Annotated in this window: 15 protein-coding genes and 1 pseudogene; 12 read left to right on the top strand and 4 right to left on the bottom strand. The window is 35.3% G+C overall.

Annotated features, from left to right (window positions below; all coding sequences use genetic code 11):
• Positions 1-740 (bottom strand): S41 family peptidase (locus tag SAGCYANO_RS07395; protein WP_202219481.1); only part of this gene is annotated, 740 nt, incomplete at its 3' end.
• A 770-nt stretch (positions 741-1510) separates the two neighbouring features.
• On the opposite strand from SAGCYANO_RS07395, the gene SAGCYANO_RS07390 reads away from it, so the two are divergent.
• The 3 genes from SAGCYANO_RS07390 (at position 1511) to SAGCYANO_RS07380 (ending at position 3543) form a co-directional block, all read left to right on the top strand.
• The gene (locus tag SAGCYANO_RS07390; RefSeq protein WP_202219480.1) at positions 1511-2317 is read left to right on the top strand and encodes a hypothetical protein; all 807 of its coding nucleotides are present in this window, start codon (positions 1511-1513) and stop codon (positions 2315-2317) included.
• On the top strand, positions 2292-2474 hold the full coding sequence (locus tag SAGCYANO_RS07385) for a hypothetical protein (RefSeq protein WP_202219490.1): 183 nt from the start codon (positions 2292-2294) through the stop codon (positions 2472-2474). Before SAGCYANO_RS07390 ends, SAGCYANO_RS07385 begins: the two co-directional genes overlap by 26 nt.
• 460 nt (positions 2475-2934) lie before the next feature.
• Positions 2935-3543 (top strand): YdcF family protein, encoded by a 609-nt coding sequence (locus tag SAGCYANO_RS07380; RefSeq protein WP_237395918.1) that lies wholly within the window; start codon positions 2935-2937, stop codon positions 3541-3543.
• A gap of 654 nt (positions 3544-4197) precedes the next feature.
• Here the strand turns inward: SAGCYANO_RS07380 and SAGCYANO_RS07375 are convergent.
• A complete protein-coding gene (locus SAGCYANO_RS07375; RefSeq protein WP_202219478.1) occupies positions 4198-5673 on the bottom strand; it encodes an ATP-dependent DNA helicase RecQ in 1476 nt (491 codons plus the stop codon).
• A 1723-nt stretch (positions 5674-7396) separates the two neighbouring features.
• Here SAGCYANO_RS07375 and SAGCYANO_RS07365 point away from each other — a divergent pair.
• The 9 genes and pseudogenes from SAGCYANO_RS07365 to SAGCYANO_RS50060 all read left to right on the top strand — a co-directional run bounded on the left by SAGCYANO_RS07365 (position 7397) and on the right by SAGCYANO_RS50060 (position 19200).
• Entirely contained in the window at positions 7397-8014 is a 618-nt protein-coding gene (locus SAGCYANO_RS07365; RefSeq protein ID WP_202219476.1) for a hypothetical protein, read from the top strand.
• A 261-nt stretch (positions 8015-8275) separates the two neighbouring features.
• Complete coding sequence (locus SAGCYANO_RS07360; RefSeq protein WP_202219475.1) at positions 8276-10018, top strand: Gldg family protein; 1743 nt, start codon at positions 8276-8278, stop codon at positions 10016-10018.
• 1644 nt (positions 10019-11662) lie between these two features.
• Complete coding sequence (locus tag SAGCYANO_RS07355; protein ID WP_202219474.1) at positions 11663-12553, top strand: DUF4340 domain-containing protein; 891 nt, start codon at positions 11663-11665, stop codon at positions 12551-12553.
• 687 nt (positions 12554-13240) lie between these two features.
• Positions 13241-13858, top strand: coding sequence for a Uma2 family endonuclease (locus SAGCYANO_RS07345; RefSeq protein WP_202219472.1), 618 nt, complete (start codon positions 13241-13243; stop codon positions 13856-13858).
• Positions 13859-14411: 553 nt separating this feature from the next.
• Positions 14412-15560 (top strand): ABC transporter ATP-binding protein, encoded by a 1149-nt coding sequence (locus SAGCYANO_RS07340; RefSeq protein ID WP_202219471.1) that lies wholly within the window; start codon positions 14412-14414, stop codon positions 15558-15560.
• Between the two features lie 241 nt (positions 15561-15801).
• On the top strand, positions 15802-16920 hold the full coding sequence (locus SAGCYANO_RS07335; RefSeq protein WP_202219489.1) for a spermidine/putrescine ABC transporter substrate-binding protein: 1119 nt from the start codon (positions 15802-15804) through the stop codon (positions 16918-16920).
• Positions 16921-17113: 193 nt separating this feature from the next.
• On the top strand, positions 17114-18025 hold the full coding sequence (locus SAGCYANO_RS07330) for an ABC transporter permease (RefSeq protein WP_202219470.1): 912 nt from the start codon (positions 17114-17116) through the stop codon (positions 18023-18025).
• A gap of 157 nt (positions 18026-18182) precedes the next feature.
• Positions 18183-19027 (top strand): annotated as a pseudogene (locus tag SAGCYANO_RS07325) (ABC transporter permease).
• A gap of 95 nt (positions 19028-19122) precedes the next feature.
• Positions 19123-19200, top strand: coding sequence for a DUF4351 domain-containing protein (locus tag SAGCYANO_RS50060; protein ID WP_202219488.1), 78 nt, complete (start codon positions 19123-19125; stop codon positions 19198-19200).
• Positions 19201-19655: 455 nt separating this feature from the next.
• Here the strand turns inward: SAGCYANO_RS50060 and SAGCYANO_RS07315 are convergent, their stop codons facing one another.
• Positions 19656-19883, bottom strand: a complete 228-nt coding sequence (locus SAGCYANO_RS07315) for an ATP-binding protein (RefSeq protein ID WP_255502484.1) — start codon at positions 19881-19883, stop codon at positions 19656-19658.
• Between the two features lie 68 nt (positions 19884-19951).
• Positions 19952-21112 carry a response regulator gene (locus tag SAGCYANO_RS44310; protein ID WP_237395920.1) on the bottom strand — a complete coding sequence of 387 codons (1161 nt, stop codon included), beginning with the start codon at positions 21110-21112 and terminating at the stop codon, positions 19952-19954.
• Positions 21113-21278 lie beyond the last annotated feature (166 nt).

The raw sequence follows: 21278 nt of genomic DNA, 5'->3' as shown, positions 1-21278 counted from the left end.
ATCGCCTTCTGCATCTGTTCTCCCGCATGGGCGCTAAATTCTTGTAAATGAATATAACCAATACGTTTATTCCCTTCACGCTTGAGATCGTAACGAACTGCTTGTAATTCTATTCTCGCCCTGGTTAAAGTTACATCAAATTCTGTTTCTCCAGAACGCATGACTTGCAGTACAACATCTGTGCCCACATCACCTCTAATTAGTTTTGCTGCTGCTGAGACATTCAAACTAGCAGTAGGTTTGCCGTCAATTTCCAGGATTTGATCTCCTGGTAATAAACCTGCTTTCATAGCTGGAGAATTTTCTACAACGCTCACCACCGTAATTACTTTGGTCAGCTCATCTTCCTTGAGCTGCATTCCCACTCCAGACATTTCCCCAGATGTTTGATTTGTCAAAGCTTTAAACTGTTCCGGGTCTAGGAAACGAGTATAGGGATCGTTAAGTTGATCTAATGCTTGACGTAATGCCTCATAAGCTTGTTCGCTAGAAGTATAATTTTTCTCTAACAAAGTTTGCCTAGTTGCTTGCCAATCTATCTGATTAAAACTACCATCAACATATTCTCTATTGACAATTTGCCATGCTTCATCCAGAACTGCTTTCGGGCTATTTTCTAAGTTTGCCCCAGCAGGCTTACTCAGATTGGGGGCCAATAATGATAAAGCTGTGGTTGTAGCGATCGCTCCACTGTACAAAATGGCTTTAAGAATGGAGTTGCGTTTTGAGGCTAATTTCATTGAATTTTTTTAGTAGTTGGACATTTTTTGATATTGACATTCCCACTAATTTATGATATATGGGATAATATTTTTTGAAAGAAGTCTAATATACTACAATATTAGCTGAATATATTTATTATTGTATCTATAGTGACAAGGGAATTCACTATCTAGTCAAATTTTACCGTTACGACTATTGTCTCTAACTCTATATTTTAGAAGAGTTAAGTAATTAAAATAAATTAACTGATAATCATCTTACAGTATTTTTAAGGATGGTGAGGTATAGTTTAACTTGAAGCAAAGAAGGGAGAGGAAAAATAAAGTGACTTACTTTCCTGCATCTTCCTTCCTATTCTCTGTTGCTGAAAGCCGGATCGACTTGTAACTAATTAAGTCGAAAACTGCTGTAATTTTGGATCTCTCGATCGTTAGTGTTCTTGACTTGACATCCTCCCAACGTTGCGCTTACTCGACAACGCGGGATTCCCTAAAATTACTTATAGGGACTTTCTGCTGCCTCTTGACAGAAGAGCTGCGCTAACAATGCATCTGCCTCCGAGGTCGAACCTCTTTTCGGTCTTACGGTCGCTCCACAGTACGTCGCCAATCCGACGGCTCCCCTAGACACTGCTAGTCCAGCAGCCTTATGGTATTAATAGTAGCATACTATTGCAAGAACCGCTCTTATTGATTGGTTTTTCCTGCGGAATGCGCTCGCATTCATCCTGACGCTCCCCACCAGAGAGCGCCGGTTTTCAACCAACGTTGACATAAAAATTTAAGACATGATGGAAACAAAAGCCAAAACCTCAAATTGGATAGGTTCATTCGTCAATCTAGCAGTTTTCATAACAGCTTTAGGAAGTATCGTCACTTTACAGGTATTCTGGCCCTCAGAAAATTCTCCCTTAAAAAAAGAAATCGTTTCAGACTTGGCAGATGCAGTAGAAGCTGAAGAAAAAGAAGCTCTACAGCTAAAATTATTGAAGGCATCTCCGACTTTTGGATTTGATAATTTGATTGCAGACTGGGTGTTTCTCCAATTTCTGCAATATTTTGGGGACGACTCTGCCAGAAATCAAACAGGCTATTCTCTTAGTGAAGATTACTTTGATATCATCACCCGCTTAGATCCAAGATGGGTTGATACATATCTATTTGTATCTAACTCTTTATCTATATATGAAGGTAAACCAAAAGTCGCTGTAGAATATATGACTCGTGGTACCGATGTACTTTCTCCAGAAATAGATTTGAAAGCTTGGCAAGTATGGAGATGGAAAGGTATAGATCAATTACTGTTCGTAGGTGATATTCCTGGAGCAATTAATTCTCACGAAATGGCAGCTGAATGGGCTGAAAATACATCATATCAAAGTTTAACATCTCTGTTTAGACAAACAGCAGAATTTCTGAAGCGAGACCCTGATAGTAAATTAATCAAGTTTAATGCTTGGTTGTGGGTATATGGTCAAACAAGAGACCAAAGAGTACGCGATCGCGCTCAAAAAGAAATTCTAAAACTTGGAGGGAAAGTAGAAATAGATCAAAATGGAGAAATGCGTTTTGTCTTGCAAGAAGCTTCTGAATGACTTCAAAGGGGAGTGTGGGAAGGGTGGGAAGTGTGGGAGCAAACAGGAAAAACAACGGGCCGAACAAGAAAAGCAACGGGCCGAACAAGAAAAGCAGCGGGCCGAAAAATTAGCTACTAAATTACGCGACTTGGGTGTCGATCCAAATTCCCTCTGATATAGGAAATGTGGGAATAGGTAGGTAGAAAGCTTACCGAAAAATTGTGGGTATGTGCCTCCCCTTTTAAGGGGATAAAAAGCGGTCGAGAGATGGCGTTAGCGGAGCGGCTCTGTCAAGAGCGGGTTTCCTCGCCATATCTAATCGACCAAGAGAAAAGAGCATCCCTTATGTCAAGCCTCCTTATTGCAGAGGTACTGATAACTGAAGGGCGCAGTTACGACCATAGGAGGCTAACTGATAACTGATAACTGAAATGACCTGTTCCTAAAATTTCAGAAGATATACCAGCGTGTAGTATAAAAAAAATAGGAACAAAGTAAGACCAGTTGGGAGAATAGAGATAAGCTAAAATAACTCCCAATAATTATCTATGACAAGAAATCCAAACATTTGTGGCAATCAGAAAATCAGGAAAATACTGCTGTTGTTCCTTTTTTCTATATTTTCTAGTCTATTAGTGTGGCTAGTTGGAAATACTATTTCACTCCAGTCAGCAGCAAAATCTCCTGTGGATACTTATTTAGTTTTAGGTGGAAGTATTAAACGGGAAATGTATATTGCTAAAGTGGCTAAACAAGACCCTCAAACCCCAATATTAATTTCTAGTGGATCTCAAGACCCTTGTATTGTCGGATTATTTCAACGGGAAAATGCTCCTGTAGAGAAGGTTTGGTTAGAATATTGCTCTAAATCTACTTTTGGTAACTTGTATTTTACTTTGCCAATTCTCAAGAAATGGGGAGTGGAGCATATTAAACTGGTGACATCTGCTACTCATTTACCTAGAGCTAAATGGTTAGCACAGATTATTCTGGGTGCTAATGGGATATGGGTAGAAACTGATATTGTTGAGGAAATAGGTGTGCCTGGTAATAAAGAATCTACTCTCAAGACTGGTTTGGATGTAATTCGTAGTTTATTTTGGGCTGTGGGAAGTAAGATAATAGAACCAAGATGTGCTGATGTGCTAAAACTGACACAGGTAGATATGACACAATGGTGCAAGGATGGTTTTCGCTGTGAGGGTCAAGCAAAATTGAAGTCTAAGTCAATTTGTCGGAAATAGCTTTTCCTAATAATTAATAATTAATAATTAATAATTAATAATTAATAATTAATAATTCTGGTTTAAAGCCTCCCCTTTTAAGGGAAAAAAAAGAAATAATATTCCCTTGTATTCCAATACGGTTCAGTTAAGACGAAAACTCATAAGATATGGAACGATTAGATAGGCTTTTCAGACTACATAATACCAAGCGTGAAAAAAGAATGTTACGAATAGTAAGAGCGATAAAAATAATTTACAGGAGATGTCTCTTTGAGAAAAAAGATAATTTATACCAAGCGTGAAAAAAGAATGCTACAAAAAGGTAGACCTTGATCGAATAAGCTTAAAAATAGCTAGTCTAGTTCATTTTAGATAGTTATTTATATCGTTTTTCCATTTTTTAAATATTTATCCCTTATTCCTTCTTCCCTCTTCCTTCTTTCGTACGGACGTTGCATGCAACGTCCCTACCATTTGTAACAAACATTTATCACGCTTGGTATTACACCATAAAAAATGGTATTAAAGCTATTCCCATACGACTCCTGACTCCTGACTCCTGACTCCTAAGAAATACCCTAGATATTTGTAGCAAACATTTATCAATTTGGTATAACTGGAAAAAAAATCCTTAACTGAACCGTATTGCCTTATATTCAATCAAGAACGATTTTAACCAAATATTTTTCCTCTTCCTCTCCGAATACAGTTATCGCAGTGACCGCAACGCATATTCTGAGCTTCCTTAGAAAAGCCAAATGCTTGTAGTAAAAACTGCCATCGACATTTGCTTGTTGTGAAATATTGATTCATTTCCTGAATACCGGAATTGTAATCTAAGGATAATATTTTGCCAGTACCAGACTTATTCATAATATAGTTAAAGGGATCGCGCCATCTCAATTTTCCGGAAGAATGTAAGATAGAGAGGGCGATCGCTGCATCAGGAAATTCATCGGTTACAGCATTGATATTTCCCGTAGTTGGCAGTTGTTTGATTAATTTTTGGGCTGTTTGATATTGCGATCGCAACTTATCTACTAGAAATTTTTGTCTTTGCTTATCCTCTGGGTCTAACCAACCAGTAGGTTCGCTGACTAATGTTAAAGCTTCGGCAGGTTTCCCGTCTCTACCTCCTCTACCCACTTCTTGAATATATTCAGACAAAAGTGATGGTGCTTGAAAATGTATTACCCACCGTACATCTGGTTTATTTATTCCCATACCAAAGGCAGAAGTACAGACCACAAAATTTATTTCTCCACCTATCCAAGCTTTCTCTATATTTCGTCTTTCTTCAGCGCTTAAACCTGCGTGATAAGCTATAGTTTTATAATCTTTTTGTCGTAAGATTTCGGCTAAATTTTCACTGTCTTTTCTTGTTCTAACGTAAATTAAACCTGCCTGTTTTTCTCTACCTTTAATAAACTTAAATAACTGTTGACGGCGACTTCTAGGAGTACAAATTTTTTGAATTTTTAAATATAAGTTATTTCGGTAGGGGCTAAGTAAAAATGGTTGTGGGTTTTGCAGTTTTAAGGTTTTTTTAATGATATTTTGGGCTTGGGGGTCGGCAGTGGCGGTAAAGGCGGCAATAGCAATTTTAGTACTTGGAGTTTTAGATTTTATTAGTGCTGAACGTACTGCTCCTAAGCGACGATAAGCAGGACGAAAAGTTTCTCCCCATTGTACTAGACAATGAGCTTCATCTAATATTAAACCGTTGATTTTTATCTGGGGTTGGCAGAGTAAGTTCCAAACTTTTTTATTAAATAATGTTTCTGGGGAAAGATAAAGTAATTTTAGTTTATTTTGTTGTAATGCTTGGAGGGTTTTTTGTTTTTGGGAGTTGGGTATTTGACTATGGAGAAGAGAGGCGGGTAGTGAGCGATCACGCAGTTCTTGAACTTGATTTTCCATCAGCGCAACTAAGGGAGAAATTACTAAAGTTAAGCCTGTTTTTAGTAGAGCTGGTAGTTGAAAACATATTGATTTTCCTCCACCAGTTGGCATGATTATTAAGGCGTCTTTTCCTTTTAATAAGCAACTAATTATTTCTCCTTGTGGTGGTCGAAAATTATCGTATCCCCAGATTTTACGGAAGGCTTCGCGGACGTTATTCCAAGAGGTTTGTTCGGAACTATTCATGGTTTAATATTGTTTTTTTCTGATGTTTGAAGTTGTAGGGTAAATAAATATTAATTTCTTTGTTTTAGGGTTTTTATGTTGAATAAAAAATCATGCGTAGGGGCGAGCAACCCCCAATAACACTATACTATCAAGGTTTGTTTGAATATGCAACCTCTTTTTTTGATTTGGCTTTTGAGCTTCACAAAATGATTGATTGGCTTTCTAGGGTGGTTTTTGTGGGGATTGGCGATCAACAGCCAGGCGATTCTATGTTGAATAAAAAATCATGCACAGGGGCGAGCAACCCCCAATAACACTATACTATCAAGTTTTATTTGAGGATGCAAGTTCTTTTTTTGATTAGGTTTTCTTTGGTGCTTCACAAGATGAAAATATTTTGTAGTGGAGTGGCACACCTTTAACGAAGTCAGAAGTTAACCCAGGTTGTGCGTCAAGAAAGTGTGGGAAGTGTGGGGAGGGTGGGGACCCACCCTCGCCCCTCCCCTCCCAGGAGGCTGGGTCAATTTATTGTCACCAGAGAAAAAAGGAGGGGTGGGGAGTGTGGTTCGTGTGGGGAGTGTGGGGAGTGTGGGAAGCACAGGATCTCAAAAAAATATAGGGTTATAAATATTCTCTGACGACAATGAATTAGCCCTGCTCCCAGGAGGGGAATGTGGGGAGGGCGGGGAGAGCTGAGAAAGTAGGAGGAATAATTCTACCTGTATCTTTTCCTAACTTTTTGGTCCAAGAAGCTTAAATATTTGCACCCCCTTCGCGACAAAAATGCGCTCAACCTTTATATCTCAGTGCTTTTAGATTAGATTCGCACTTTTGCTACTTACTTATTCCACACATTACGCGCTCTGCACAACCTATATTTCTTTACCAGGCAGAATTAATCCAAAGTGGGGATAGAAATTTTTGAGAATAGGGAGTAGAGAAATATAGGTATAATACTAAGGAGCCATGTAAGAATAAGTTGTACAAATTTTATCTGGGATAAATTGTGAAATATAGCTTCCATTAAAAAACTATTCAAGTTATTTTTACACGACTACTAACGGTGAAAAAATAATGTAAGGATGTCTTTTTGATAAAAGAGATAAGTAGGTAGGCGCACATAAACTTCACTATGCAAAAAAATATTGATGTAGTCAAAACCCTTGAGATTGCTTCTTTACACTCCGTTCTAGTCGTAATAACGTAGTTTTCAATAATTGATAATTGATAATTACTTCTCCCTAAAAGGAAGAGGATTGAATAAAAGAAAAATATTTTCTCTCGCCATCCCACCCTACGGGAAAGCTGCGAAGATCGACCCCTTGTTTCTCCACGGCGAGTGATAGACTTTAAACCTTAATTATTCGGTAAATTTTTTCACTTACCTACTTAATTTCCGACCTAAAAAATAGTATTGAAGCCATTTATTATGACCAATAAATGAGGTTAATACTTCCCTATTCCTGAAGGAACTGATAACTGATAACTAGGGTTTGCGCTCAAAAGTCTTTTTTAAGGAGTAGGGGACCCACCCTAACCCCTCCCAGGAGGGGAAAAGGGGAGTAGGGGAGTATTTTTTTGCCCAACTCTCGCCCAAAATACGCTCTTTCTTTGAGCATGAAGGGCTGAAAACCAAGGTATTTCAGACCTAAAAAGTCTAAAAGCTTTACCTGTAAATGCTTTGAGATTTATTCAGCAAGCCCTAACTAATAATTGATAACTAAGTTAATGGAGTCTCGCGATGCCTAAAATAAAAATATTACAAGAAGATCAATCTGATACTTTTCGGTCTTATTTTGACTTACCTTATGAAGCTGATGAAATCTTAGCAGAGTTAAATTATTCATTAGTGAAATCTCGTTTATCTTTGCCAAAGACAACAAAAACATTAGAATGTTTATCAGAAATACAGAATAAACTAGAGGCTATTTTACCCTTTGTTAATTTAAGTAATGAAACTGCTAGACGAGAAATTTTAGTCTCTCCAATTTTATTGGAAATTGTTTATTATTGTCATTGTCAGTTAAGAATTGAATATCCTCTGAAAGTCAACGATTGGTTGAAAGGTAATTTGGATTATTTATTGCGTTATCGGAATAATTTATTAGTTATTGAAGCTAAAAATGACGATTTAACTAGAGGTTTTACTCAGCTAGATGTAGAGTTAATTGCATTAGCTGAAGTCGAAGAAAACAATATTTTTTATGGCGCAGTAACAATGGGAAATGTATGGTATTTTGGTAAATTAAATAAAACTGATCAACAAATTACACAAGATATCAATTTATTTAGAATACCAGACGATATAAAAGATTTAGGTAAAGTTTTAGTGGGTATTTTAGAAGGAGTAGAAAATTAAAATATTGTAAGCATTCTGGAGTAAATGCTTACAAAATATTTGAATTATAAAAATTGATAAAGTTACAGAAATTTCTAAATTTATTCATAATATACGGCATATTCCAAGTATGTGAAGTACAGATATAACAATTAAATGTTCTCAGTGCGGGCATATTGCCCGCGATGATGTACCTCACCAAAGTAGAATCTGCTGTAAAATTGTTTGTATGTTATTCCTTATTTCCTATTCAAGACAATTTACAGATAGAAAAAAGATAATATGAACAGTATCAAAAGTACTTGGACTTATATATTTTGGCTAGGACCAATTTTAACTATTATCGGTGTATCAGCAGGTGTTGTTTCAGGAACTTGGGAACCAATACCATTAAGTTTAATAATTACTGGCATAGTCATAATTGGTTTATGGGTTTTTTATCAAGCTTATTCAGTAGAACAAAATTCAACTACAACTTGGTGGAGTGGTCGAGCAACCGAAGCAGGCACAAATGCAATTTTTGCCACGATTTCTGTATTAATAATTCTGGGATTAATCAACTTCTTAGCAGTTCGTTATCAAACTAGAATAGACTTTACTGAAAATCAACAATTTACATTATCGCCTCAAACAATTGAAGTATTAGAAAATCTCGAACAACCAGTCAAACTTTGGATATTTGACCGAGGGGAAAATCCTCAATACACTCAACTAATAGAAAACTATCAAAGACAAGGAAATGGTAAATTTAATTTTGAGTTAGTAGACCCTCAGAAACAACCAGGAAAAGCTAATGAATTTGGAGTACAACAGTTAGGAGAAATTCATCTCGAAGCAGGAGAAAGAAAAGAAGTTATTATTAGTAGAAAACTAGAACCACTAACAGAATCTAAACTAACTAATAGTATAGAAGAAATACTCGGTGGCAAAGTTTTAACAATATATTTTATTCAAGGTCACGGTGAAAGGGAATTAGAAGAAGGACAAAGAGGTTTTTCCGAAGCTCTTAAAGCTCTTGAAAATAAAAAATATATAGTAGAATCGATAAATTTGGCAAGCATTTCTCAAGTACCTGAAGATGCAGATGTGATAATTATTGCCGGTCCGCAAAGAGAATTTTTAGAGGCAGAAGTTACTGCTTTAAAAGACTATTTAGACCGAGGTGGTGGTGTGTTTATCATGTTAGACCCAAGCACTAACCCGGGGTTAGATGATTTATTTGAAGAGTGGGGAGTATTAGTTGACGATCGCCTGGCAATAGATGACCCAAGTATTGGTCGGTTAGTAGGTCTTGACCCTTGGGTGGTATTAGTTAGCAGCTATGGAGAACATCCTATTACTCAAGACTTTAGCAATGGCATTTCATTATATCCCTTCGCTCGACCAATAGAAAGTGAAACAGTGGATGGAATAGTAGAAAGTCCTCTAATTTGGACTAATGACCAAAGTTGGGCCGAAACAGATTTAAGGGGTCAGTTACAGTTTAATGAGGGTCGCGATCGCCTTGGACCATTATCAATAGGTGTAGCTTTTACTCGTTTTTCTACTGTAGAAAAAGGTAATGAAACAGGATTAGACTTTACTCCTATTCCTCCACTTCCTGGCCAACCACCGAATGAACCTGTGGCAACTTCTACTTCAGAGTTAGAAGAGCAAAAAGAGATAACTTCTGCTGAAGTTATTCCCCCACTTCCTGGTCAACCACCAGATGAATTTGACTCTACAGAAATAGTAGAAAAATCAGAAAATACATCTGAAGAAGCACGTTTAGTAGTGTTAGGAAATTCTCAATTTGCGACAAATGGTTGGTTTCAACAGCAGCTAAATAAAGATGTTTTTCTTAATTCAGTTTCTTGGTTAGGTAAACCAGAAGAGAAAATACTTTCTATTAGTCCGAAAAAAACCACAAACCGTCGTATTGCAATGAGGTTAGTACGAGCTAGATTTTTAAGTTGGATGGCAATAGTAATTTTGCCATTTTTAGGCTTTACAATTGGTGGAATTATTTGGTGGCGAAGACGATAATGAATTTAGAATTTAGAATTTAGAATTCAGAATTCAGAATTTAGAAGTTGTTTTTTTAACGGAGATTTACTCATGAAGTCAGAAGTTAGAAGTCAGAAGTCAGAAGTTGTTTTTTTAACGGATATTTCTGAAGTTATAAATCAGTATAATTGTTAAAAAGTATATATTTTTGGAGCATGAAAAAGCTAAATAAATGATTATATACTGCCATGACGATCATGAATTCAGAAGTCAGAAGTTGTTTTTTTAGCGGAGATTTACTCATGAAGTCAGAATTCAGAAGTCAGAAGTCAGAAGTTGTTTTTTTAACGGAGATTTCTGAAGTTATAAATCAGTATAATTGTTAAAAAGTATATATTTTTGGAGTATGAAAAAAGCTAAATAAATGATTATATACTGCCATGACGATCATGAATTCAGAAGTCAGAAGTTGTTTTTTAGCGGAGATTTACTCATGAAGTCAGAAGTTAGAATTCAGAAGTCAGAAGTTGTTTTTTTAACGGAGATTTCTGAAGTTATAAATCAGTATAATTGTTAAAAAGTATATATTTTTGGAGTATGAAAAAAGCTAAATAAATGATTATATACTGCCATGACGATCATGAATTCAGAAGTCAGAAGTTGTTTTTTTAGCGGAGATTTACTCATGAAGTCAGAAGTTAGAAGTCAGAAGTCAGAAGTTGTTTTTTTAACGGAGATTTCTGAAGTTATAAATCAGTATAATTGTTAAAAAGTATATATTTTTGGAGCATGAAAAAAGCTAAACAAATGATTATATACTGCCATGACGATCATGAATTCAGAAGTCAGAAGTTGTTTTTTTAGCGGAGATTTACTCATGAAGTCAGAAGTTAGAATTTAGAAGTCAGAAGTTGTTTTTTTAACGGAGATTTCTGAAGTTATAAGTCAATATAATTGTTAAAAAGTATATATTTTTGGAGCATGAAAAAAGCTAAACAAATGATTATATACTGCCATGACGATCATGAATTCAGAAGTTAGAATTTAGAAGTCAGAAGTTGTTGTTTTAACAGAGATTTCTGAAGTTATAAGTCAGTATAACGGAGGTATTAAAACATCCAATTAATGATTTAAAAAGCTTTTTTTTGTTGAAGTTATATTGGGGAATTGCTGTCAAAGTTGATTGAATAGTTAGAAACTTTTATGATACAGCAGATTCCAGGTTAATATGGTACAACTAACGAAATGAATATTTTTACCGAAAAATTGTGGTTGAAAGTCTCCTCTTTTAAGAGGATAAAAAGAAAAATTTTCCTTTGAGTCAATCCTCTTCTTTTAAAGGAGAGGTAATTGTTAATTAGGGTTTGCGCTCAAAAGTCTTTTAGTAGGGGTAGGAGACAGGAGACAACCCACCTCGCCCCTCCCCCTCCCAGGAGGGGAGGGGAAGACAGGAGAAATGGGAATGAGCGAGGAGATAGGAGTAAGAATTGTCCCAAGATTGTTCTGCCCAACTTTTGCCTAAAATACTAACTTTTTGAGCATGAAAAGCTGAAAACCAGGCACTTTTTTCGACCTCAAAAAGGCTAAAGTCTTTATATTTCAATGCTTTTAGATTAGAGCGGTAAGCCCTAATAATTAATTATTAATAATTAATTATTAATTGTTAAACTATTCCCTAAAATTATGAAAATCAAAAGAACAACTTTAATATTAATATTAACTGCACTTGCTTTAGGTGGGTTTGTTTATTTTTATGAAATTAGAGGTAAGCAACAACAAGCTGAATTGCAAGAACAACAAAAACAGGTGTTTAATTTTGAGTCAGAAGAAATTCAGGCTATTACTATCAAACAAGAATCAGAAATATTAACTTTAACAAAGGATGAAAATGCCGAAGAAATAACTTGGAAAATAACTGCACCTGTAGAAAAAGAAGCCGATCTACTAACAGTAGAATTTTTGTTAGACCAAATAACAGGATTAAAAAGCGACCGCTCTATTAATACTCCTGTTTCTCAGTTATCTGAATATGGTTTAGAAAAGCCAGAAATTACTGTAGAAATTAAACTTCAAGACGATAAAACTAGGAGATTATTTTTAGGAAAAGCAGATTTTGATGGTACTTCTATATATTCTCAAGTAGAAGCTGAAGGAGAACCGCCAAAAGAGGTGTCTGTTTTGTTATTATCTGTCAACTTCAAAAATGTTTTAACTAAACCAGTTGCAGAATGGGAAAAACAAGAAAAATCAGAAGAACCATCTGCTGAAACAGAAGAATCTACTGAGAAAAAAAATGAACCAGAAACCGCTAAACCATCCTCGGAAAAATCTCCCGAACAATTAGAAGAATCTACTGAGAAAAAAGACGATATGCCAAGAGAAGAATCATCTGCTGAAACAGAAGAATCTACTGAGAAAAAAGATGAACCAGAAACAGCTAAACCATCCTCAGAAAAATCTCCCGAACAATTAGAAGAATCTACTGAAAAAAAAGACGATATGCCAAGAGAAAAATCATCTCCTAACCCAGAATTATCTCCTTCAAATAATGATGATTATTTACTAACAGAATAGTAAGCATTTCCTCCGGAATGCTGCGCAAACAGCATTCAGCATTCAGCAGTCAGCTATCAGTTATTAACTTATACCAATTTTATAAATGTTTGTTACAAATGCTAGGGACGTTGCATAGTCCGTACGAAAGAAGGAAGAAGGAAGAAGGAAGAAGGGGAAAATTTTGAAAAAAAGGGAAAAACGATAGAAATAACTATCTAAAATGAACTGGAGCAGCTATTTTTCAGCATATCCGATCAATACCTACCTTTTTGTAGCATTCTTTTTTCAAATTGGTATTATTATCTGAGAAGGAGAATTAAAAATTATGTTTATGCAGCATTCCGCAGAAAATGCTTACACAGAATAACTAAATTTATCCCGGAAATGAGTAGATTTACTAGAAAGAGTAGCTTACATTTTAACCGAAAAATTGAGGTAGTTACGCCTCCTCTTTTAAGAGGATAAAAAGCGATCGAGAGATGGCGTTTTGCTCCGCAACATATAAAGCGGAGCGGGTCTCCTCGCCATATCTAATCGACCAAGAGAAAAAGAAGATTCCGTATTTTAAGCCTCCTTATTTCAGAGGTACTGTTAACGTAGCTCCTCCGGAGGAGGCTAACTGATAACTGATAACTGATAACTGAAATAGCCCTCAATTAATATCGTAGAATAAAACTAATATAAAATTACAGAAAAGAGATTAATATGATTGTAGAAACTACCCCACAATTAATGACCTTGGATGAATTTTCAGATTGGTATCCAGATGGTTATGGTCGTTATGAATTACACAATGGAGTTGTTTTTGAAATGCAACCTACTAGAATTCACGAACAAGTAGCAGATTTTATCGCCCTTAAACTAGGAGTACAAATCGAACTTCTTGAACTTCCTTATATTATTCCCAGACAAGCAATTGTTAAACCTATAGATACAGATAAATCTGGTTATAATCCCGATGTAATTGTTTTGGATAAATCTGCTTTAAAAGATGAATATTTATGGAAAAAACGTTCCACAATTACTCAAGGAAAAACAGTCAAGCTAATTATTGAAGTTGTAAGTACAAATTGGCGTGATGATTATGGTCATAAATTAATTGATTATGAGAAATTAGAAATACCAAAATATTGGATAGTTGATTATTTAGAATTAGGAGGAAAACGTTATATCGGCGACCCCAAACAGCCAACTTTGTCAATTTATCAGTTAATTGATGGAGAATATCAAGTACAACAATTTCGAGGAGATGAAAAAATTATTTCTCCTACATTTCCAGAGTTTAAATTAACCACCCAACAGATTTTTGTAGTAGGAGATTAAAAAAATAGAAAATCTGATTTCTGATATCCTAGACAAACAGCTAAAAAGTTGTTTGCAAAAGCAGCATTTTCGCATTGTGGGGAGTAGGGGAGTGGGGAGTAGGGGAGTGGGGAGTAGGGGAGTAGGGGAGAAGAAGAATAATTAACAATAACTGGTTAATAATTACCAACAATTTATTCGGTATATAGCGTTTCCCAAGCTAATTAGGTACAGTTGTTTTTCTTCTTTATCGATTCCTACGGAACAAAAATTACTACTCCCTACTCCCTAAAACCAAGGATTTTTGTACCTCACGCTTTTTGGAAATTGCTATATATGTTAATTATTTAATTATTGAATAATTGAAGTTTTACTTAAGTATAGTACTATTTTTTTAAATTGGTATAACAGATGTAATAAATGTCTGTGTTATTCTCCACTAAATCAGGCTACTTTTACTCAAATAGATGAAGCGCAATAGCCAGAACTGCTAAAATAGAAAAACATTACACTTAAATTAATTAAGACCCAAATTCCCAGAGCAAATTCCCCACTTACTTATGACATAACAACCATGACTCAAACTGCACTTAATCTAGGGACAACAATAACCGACACCCAAAATGACGTTGAACTGCGTAAAGTATTCAAAGTGTTTGAAGGCCATACAGCCGTAAGAGGTGTGGACCTGAATATCCGTCAAGGAGAATTTTTTAGTATTCTTGGCCCTTCTGGCTGTGGAAAGACCACAACATTACGCTTAATTGCTGGGTTTGAATCCCCATCAGCAGGTGAAATAATGATTAGGGGAGTATCTATGAATCAAACTCCCCCTTACCGTCGCCCTGTAAATACTGTTTTCCAAAGCTACGCTCTATTTAATCATCTCAGTGTCAAAGATAATATTGCTTTTGGACTAAAAATTAAACGTTTAGGAAAAACGGAAACAGAGGAAAAAGTGGCACAAGCTTTACGACTGGTAAAAATGGAAAAATTTGCCGATCGCTATCCCAATCAAATATCTGGTGGTCAACAACAAAGGGTAGCTTTGGCAAGAGCGTTGGTAAATCGTCCCGCAGTATTATTATTAGATGAACCTCTTGGTGCCCTAGACTTGAAACTACGCAAACAAATGCAAATGGAATTGTCTAGTTTACATCGAGATTTAGGCGTAACATTTGTGATGGTAACTCACGACCAAGAAGAAGCTATGAGTATGTCTGACCGTATTGCGGTGATGCACGAAGGTAGAATAGAGCAGATAGGTTCCCCTCAAGAAATTTACGAGCGGCCTGAAAGTCCTTTTGTCGCAGATTTTATTGGAGAGACGAATTTATTTCAGGGTAGAGTTGAATTTATCGATCGTTCAAATATAGTAGTTGAGACAGATCGTGGTATGAAAATTGTTGTACAACAATCAACGGTTAGTGAAGAAGAGAAAAATGGAGAGATTTATACAGGTGCTTCCGTAGTCGTCAGTGTGCGGCCAGAGAAAATAGAGCTAAGTCTTTATTCTCCAGATGTATCAGAAAATTGTTTTGAAGCTAGATTAATGAATGTAATGTATATGGGGACTCATGTATATTATCATGTAAATCTGTTGTCAGGCGATCGCATGACGATCAGGCAACCCAATACAGAAGGAACTTTGCCCAGTGCAGATACTCCTATCTATATTTATTGGGCAAAACAAAATTGTTTAGCTCTCAGCGAGACAAGATAACAAATAACGCAAACTAAATTTTCACTATTGAAAAATTACCGAATAATTAAGGTAAAAATCCTCTCCTTTAAAGGAGAAAAAAGCGGTCGAAGCCATATCCATCAGACCAAGAGAAGAAAAAATTTTCCCTTTTGCGTCAATCCTCTTCTTTTCAAGGAGAGGTAATTGTTAATTATTAATTATTAATTATTAATTGTTGAAAGTGCCTCCAACTAATTTCGATAAAAATCGGGGAAAAGTGATTGCTACATCTGTTGACAAGCAAGATGCTGGCACTTCTAGACGTCAATTTCTCAAAACGTCAGCAGCTACCATCGCAGCTTCAGCTCTATCTAGTTGTGGTTGGAGATTAGCTGAAGTAAAATCTAACCCCCGAATGCAGGGAGATTCAGATTTACTTTATATCTATACTTGGGCAGGTTATACAGATCAAGATTTGCTAGACCGCTTCTACGATGAAACAGGTATCAAAGTAGTTGCAGATGTGTTTGACTCTAATGAGTCGATGCTAGCTAGAGTCCAAGCTGGGGGAGGTGGAGCATATAGCATCATCTATCCATCTGATTATATGGTGCAAAAAATGGAATCTCTGGGTTTGCTGACAGAGTTAGACCATTCTCTAATTCTTGGTTTAGACGATCTGTTCCCTGAATTTCAAGACCCTATATATGACCCTGGTAATGCCTATAGTGTACCCATCAGTTGGGGTACTACTGGTTTGATTTACAATAGCAAACTGTTACCAAGTGCGCCTACTGACTGGGAGTATCTCTGGGAAAATCAAGATTTAATATCGAAGCGCTTGACTCTAGTTAATGACGTGCGTGAGGTGATGGGATGTGCTTTGCGAAAGCTTGGATATTCCTACAACTCCACCAATGTTGAAAGTATCAGGGGAGCTTATGAAGAGTTACTCATACTTAGACCAGCGATCGCTTCTTTTACTACAGATGGTTGGCGGTCTCAAATTTTGGTAGAAGATTTGTTAATTGCCATGTGTTATTCTTCTGATGCTGCAGAAATTAAACCAGAAAATGAAGATTTAGAATATATTACTCCCCGCAGTGGTTCTTCTCTGTGGACGGATACATTAGTAATTCCGACAAATGCTCCTAACCCTGATGGTGCCTATCAGTGGATTAATTTTATGTTACAACCAGATATAGCAGCTGAAATTGTGGAGAGACTGAGTTTTGCTACACCTTCTCGGGTAGCTTATCAAAGATTACCAGAAGAACTAAAAGAAGATCCTACTTTGTTTCCCCCAGAATCAATTATTGAAAAGTGTGAAAGTTTAGCTCCACTGGGTGAATATGAAGAAGTTTATGATGAATACTGGACGAAATTAAGAAGTGGATAATTGAAAGAAGGAAAGAGGAAGAAGGAGGAAGGAAGAAGAAAAATTCCTCAGTTTCTTGGTGGAATGATTCTACGAACTTTTTTTAGTTATTAAAGCCTAAGTATTGAAACCTTTATATAGTCAATAGTTTTAACTTGAGCTGATAACTAATAACTGATAACTGATAACTGATAACTGATAACTGATAACTGAAATGACACCTACTAAATCATCTGCTCCAGCTTTCCCTAATTCTCTGTCCAAACATGGTATAAGTCAAACATTTTCTAAACTGTTGGGTCCTTTAGTTTTATTAGGTCCAGCAGGTTTGTGGTTACTGTTGATATTAGTGTTGCCGACTTTAGTCATTTTCCAACTGAGTTTAGTAGAAAATATTCGACCTGGAGATTTAGTAAATCCTGATGGCATTGCCAACTATTTACGAGTATTTAACCTGATTAATTTAAAAGTAATTTGGCGTTCAATTTATTTTGCTACGGGTACAACAATTTTATGTTTATTATTGGGATTTCCTGTAGCCTATTGGATTGCTTTAATGTCACCCAAACGGTGGCGAAATTTACTTTTATTAGGTTTTATTTTGCCCCTTTGGACTTCATCTTTATTACGCTCTTATGCTTGGATTACAATTTTACGACCCACTGGCGTATTAAACTCAGTTATTGGCATTATCGGATTACCTCCTTTAGAAGTATTGAATCGAACTCCCGCTGTTTTTATTGGTATGAGCTATAGTTATTTACCTTATATTGTGACTATTCTTTATGCTTCTTTAGAAAAGTTAGACCGGAGATTATTAGAAGCATCGGCAGATTTAGGAGCAACCCCTATACAAACTTTTTGGAAAGTTACTGTCCCTCAAAGTTTACCTGGTATTGCTGCAGGTTCTTTATTAGTTTTTATTAGTTCTTTAGGAGATTTTGTTGACCCTGAATTATTGGGTGGTGCTTCTAGTATGACGGCAGCTAGATTAATTTATAATCAATTTTTAGGAGCTACTCAAAATTGGGGGTTCGGTTCTGCTTTGAGTATGGTTATGATTTTTGGGGTGAGTATAGCGATCGCTCTTTTACTAAAATTTGGCGATGGTAAACCCTCTAAGTAATACCATTTATCAAAAATTTTTCTACATTTTATGGAGTAGGGGAGTGGGGGAGTGGGGAGTAGGGAGTAGGGGTTTGATACTAATACATAGATAAATTTCTGCTACAAATTCATATTTATTAGAGAAAAATAATCAATATTAACTAGCAATTTCAAAGATGACAAATACTTTAATAAATCCAGAAGATAATATTCCAATAGAGATGTCTAAATCTAAATCAAAATTTCAGATTTCTTGGCAGGTAATATTTACAATTTTAATGTTCTTTTTATGTACTTGCCAATTTTTGTCTTGACTTTTTATAGTTTCAATAAATCTAAATATAGTGCAGGATGGGAAGGCTTTACCCTAGAATGGTACGTTAAACTTTTTCAGGATACTAGGGTTTTAAATGCTTTACAAAATAGTTTAACTGTAGCTATCTGTGCTGTGGTTGTTTCAGCAGTTATTGGTACTTTAATGGCAGTAGGTTTAGCAAAATATAAATTTCGAGGCAAATCTTTATACATGGGTGTTTCTTATTTACCATTAATTATTCCTGATATAGCGATCGCTGTTGCGACTTTAGTCTTTTTAGCAGCATTGGCAATTAGATTAAGTTTATGGACAATTATTGCAGCTCATATTGTTTTTTGTCTAGCTTATGTGGGTTTAGTTGTTTCTACAAGATTAGCAGATTTAGACCCTAATTTAGAGGAAGCTGCCTTGGACTTGGGAGCAACTCCAGTAGAAGCTTTTTTACAAGTATTGTTACCTCAATTAATACCAGGAATTATATCTGGATGTTTGCTAGCTTTTGTATTAAGTATGGATGATTTTTTAATTGCTAGTTTTACTTCAGGAAGTGGGGCAACAACTTTGCCGATGGAAATTTTTAGTAGGATTCGTACAGGGGTAAAACCTGATATTAATGCCCTGAGTGTAATTTTAATTTTAGGCTCAGGAGCAATTGCAATTGTCGGAGAATTTTTGCGTACTAGAAGTGAGAAAAAAATTAGTTAGTAGGGGGGATATTCGTTAGGAAATCCCCCCTACTGAAGAGAATATTTAGTGGATAAATTACTGAAATAATCCGAGAGAATATTCAATAATTATCTATGGAAAAATTAGAATATTTAGGAGGAGCAATTTTAAGTTTTAGTAGTTTGGAGGATTTGTTGAATTGGTTGGAATAATTGGATAGGGAATAGAGCGATAGCTAGATATAGCCAGATAAAATCTGATAAATTTTTCCTCAAATCAATCCAGTAGATAAATAGGGCTTGCTGATTAACTCTCAAACCATTTATAGATAAAGGCTTTAGTCTTTATTAGTGCAAAAAAAGTACCAGCTTTCCAGTTGTTCAGAGCTACAAAAAGTCAGCATTTTCAGCAGAGAAGGGCGGAAAAATAAAGGGACAAATATATCCGACTACCTCCTCTATAATTCCCATTTCTCCTGACTCCTGACTCCTGACCGAAAAATAAGGTCTCAAGCCTCCCCTTGGCTGCGCAGCGAGCTGCCGCTCTACAAGGGGATGAAAAAAATAAGGTTCAATATTTCAAGCCTTTGACTTTCCTGCGGAATGCTGCGCAAACAGGTAGAGGTACTGATAACTGATAACTGATAACTGATAACTGAAATGACTCCTTAACTTTTTCTACTGCTATTAAGAGTAAAATAAAAAGTAGTCCCTTGTTCCACTTGAGAAGTACACCAAATTAAACCTTGGTGACAATTAATAATTCTTTTAACAATTGATAAACCAATACCAGTTCCTTCAAATTCATCATCTGAATGGAATCGCTTAAAAGGAGTAAATAATTCTTTGAAGACTTCCATATCAAAACCAGCACCATTATCTTTAATAAAATAAATTAAATCTGATTTTTGTGCACATAAGTTTTTGTCTTTGTAATATAAAGAACATTGATTAATGATTGTATCTAATTCTTGTTTTTCTGTAGATAAAATTCCAAATTCAATATGACTAACATCTTTTTAGATGAATATTTCCAAGCATTACCAATTAAATGTTCTAAAGCCATTGTTAAAAATATTTGATCTGCTGGAGCTGTAACATTGGGCTGAATTACTAATTCAACTTTTCTTTGTGGTTCTTTTATTTTAAGTTTCATTAGGATTTCTTGAACTATGTTACTTAAATGCACTAATTCAAGAGTTATTTGATTTTTTTTTATCTTTGACAACATGAGTAAATCTTTAATAATCTGCTGTGTCCGAGCAGTTGATTGAAACATTAATTCAAAATAATCTTGAGCATTTTGATTAGTATAATTATCATCTTCATATTCTTCTTTGAGAAAATGAGTTAATGACTCAATAGTTTCTAATTGGCTGCGGAAATCATGAGCTATACTATAACTAAAAGTTTCTAATTCTTTATTAGTTTCTTCAAGGGTTAATTCTAAGTTTTTCCTTTCTGTAATATCCCTGACTGTAATCGCAAAACCATCCCCTAATTTAACAGCGATGAAATGATACCATTTTCCTTCTTCTGGGTCACTATAATAAATATCCTGCTCTAAAGACTTTCCAGTTTCTACCACATCAACAAAATTAGCAAATAAATCATCATTAATTGTATTTAAAAACTTTTTAAACACTAATTTACCAATTAAATCTTGTGGTTCTTGATTAAAAGCTCTAGCAATAACTGGATTAACAACTAAACAAGAAAAATCAATAATATTTCCTGTTCTCCGGTCTCTCAATGCCTCCATCGCTGCAATACCATCAAGAGAAGAATTTAAAATACTAGAAATTAATGCTCTAGATTGATATAAAATCGCCTCTGCTTCTTGGCGTTGTTTAATTTCTTGTTTAAGATTTTCCTGCTCTATTTCTAATAGTTTTCTCTGTTTTTGAATAATTAACTGACTTTTAACTCTTGCTAAAACTTCTTCTTCTTGAAAGGGCTTAGTAATATAGTCTATTCCCCCTACTTCAAATGCTTTTACTTTATCAAAAACTTCATTTAAAGCACTAATAAAAATTATGGGAATATCCTTAGTTTTAGGATAATTTTTTAAACGTTCACAAACTTCATAGCCATTCAAATCGGGCATTTTTATATCTAGTAAAATTAAATCGGGACTGTCTGTTTCAATAGAAATTAATGCACTCTCTCCATCAATGGCTTTTTTATCTTATAATTATTATCTTTTAAAAGGGTAGCTAAAATTTTCAAATTAGAAAGTTGATCGTCAACGATTAAAATAGTTCCTTCTGAATTTTTTCTGATATATTATT

This window comes from Okeania sp. KiyG1 (genome assembly GCF_014132355.1).
GTDB lineage: Bacteria > Cyanobacteriota > Cyanobacteriia > Cyanobacteriales > Microcoleaceae > Okeania.
This window is presented reverse-complemented; position numbering and strand designations above follow the sequence as displayed.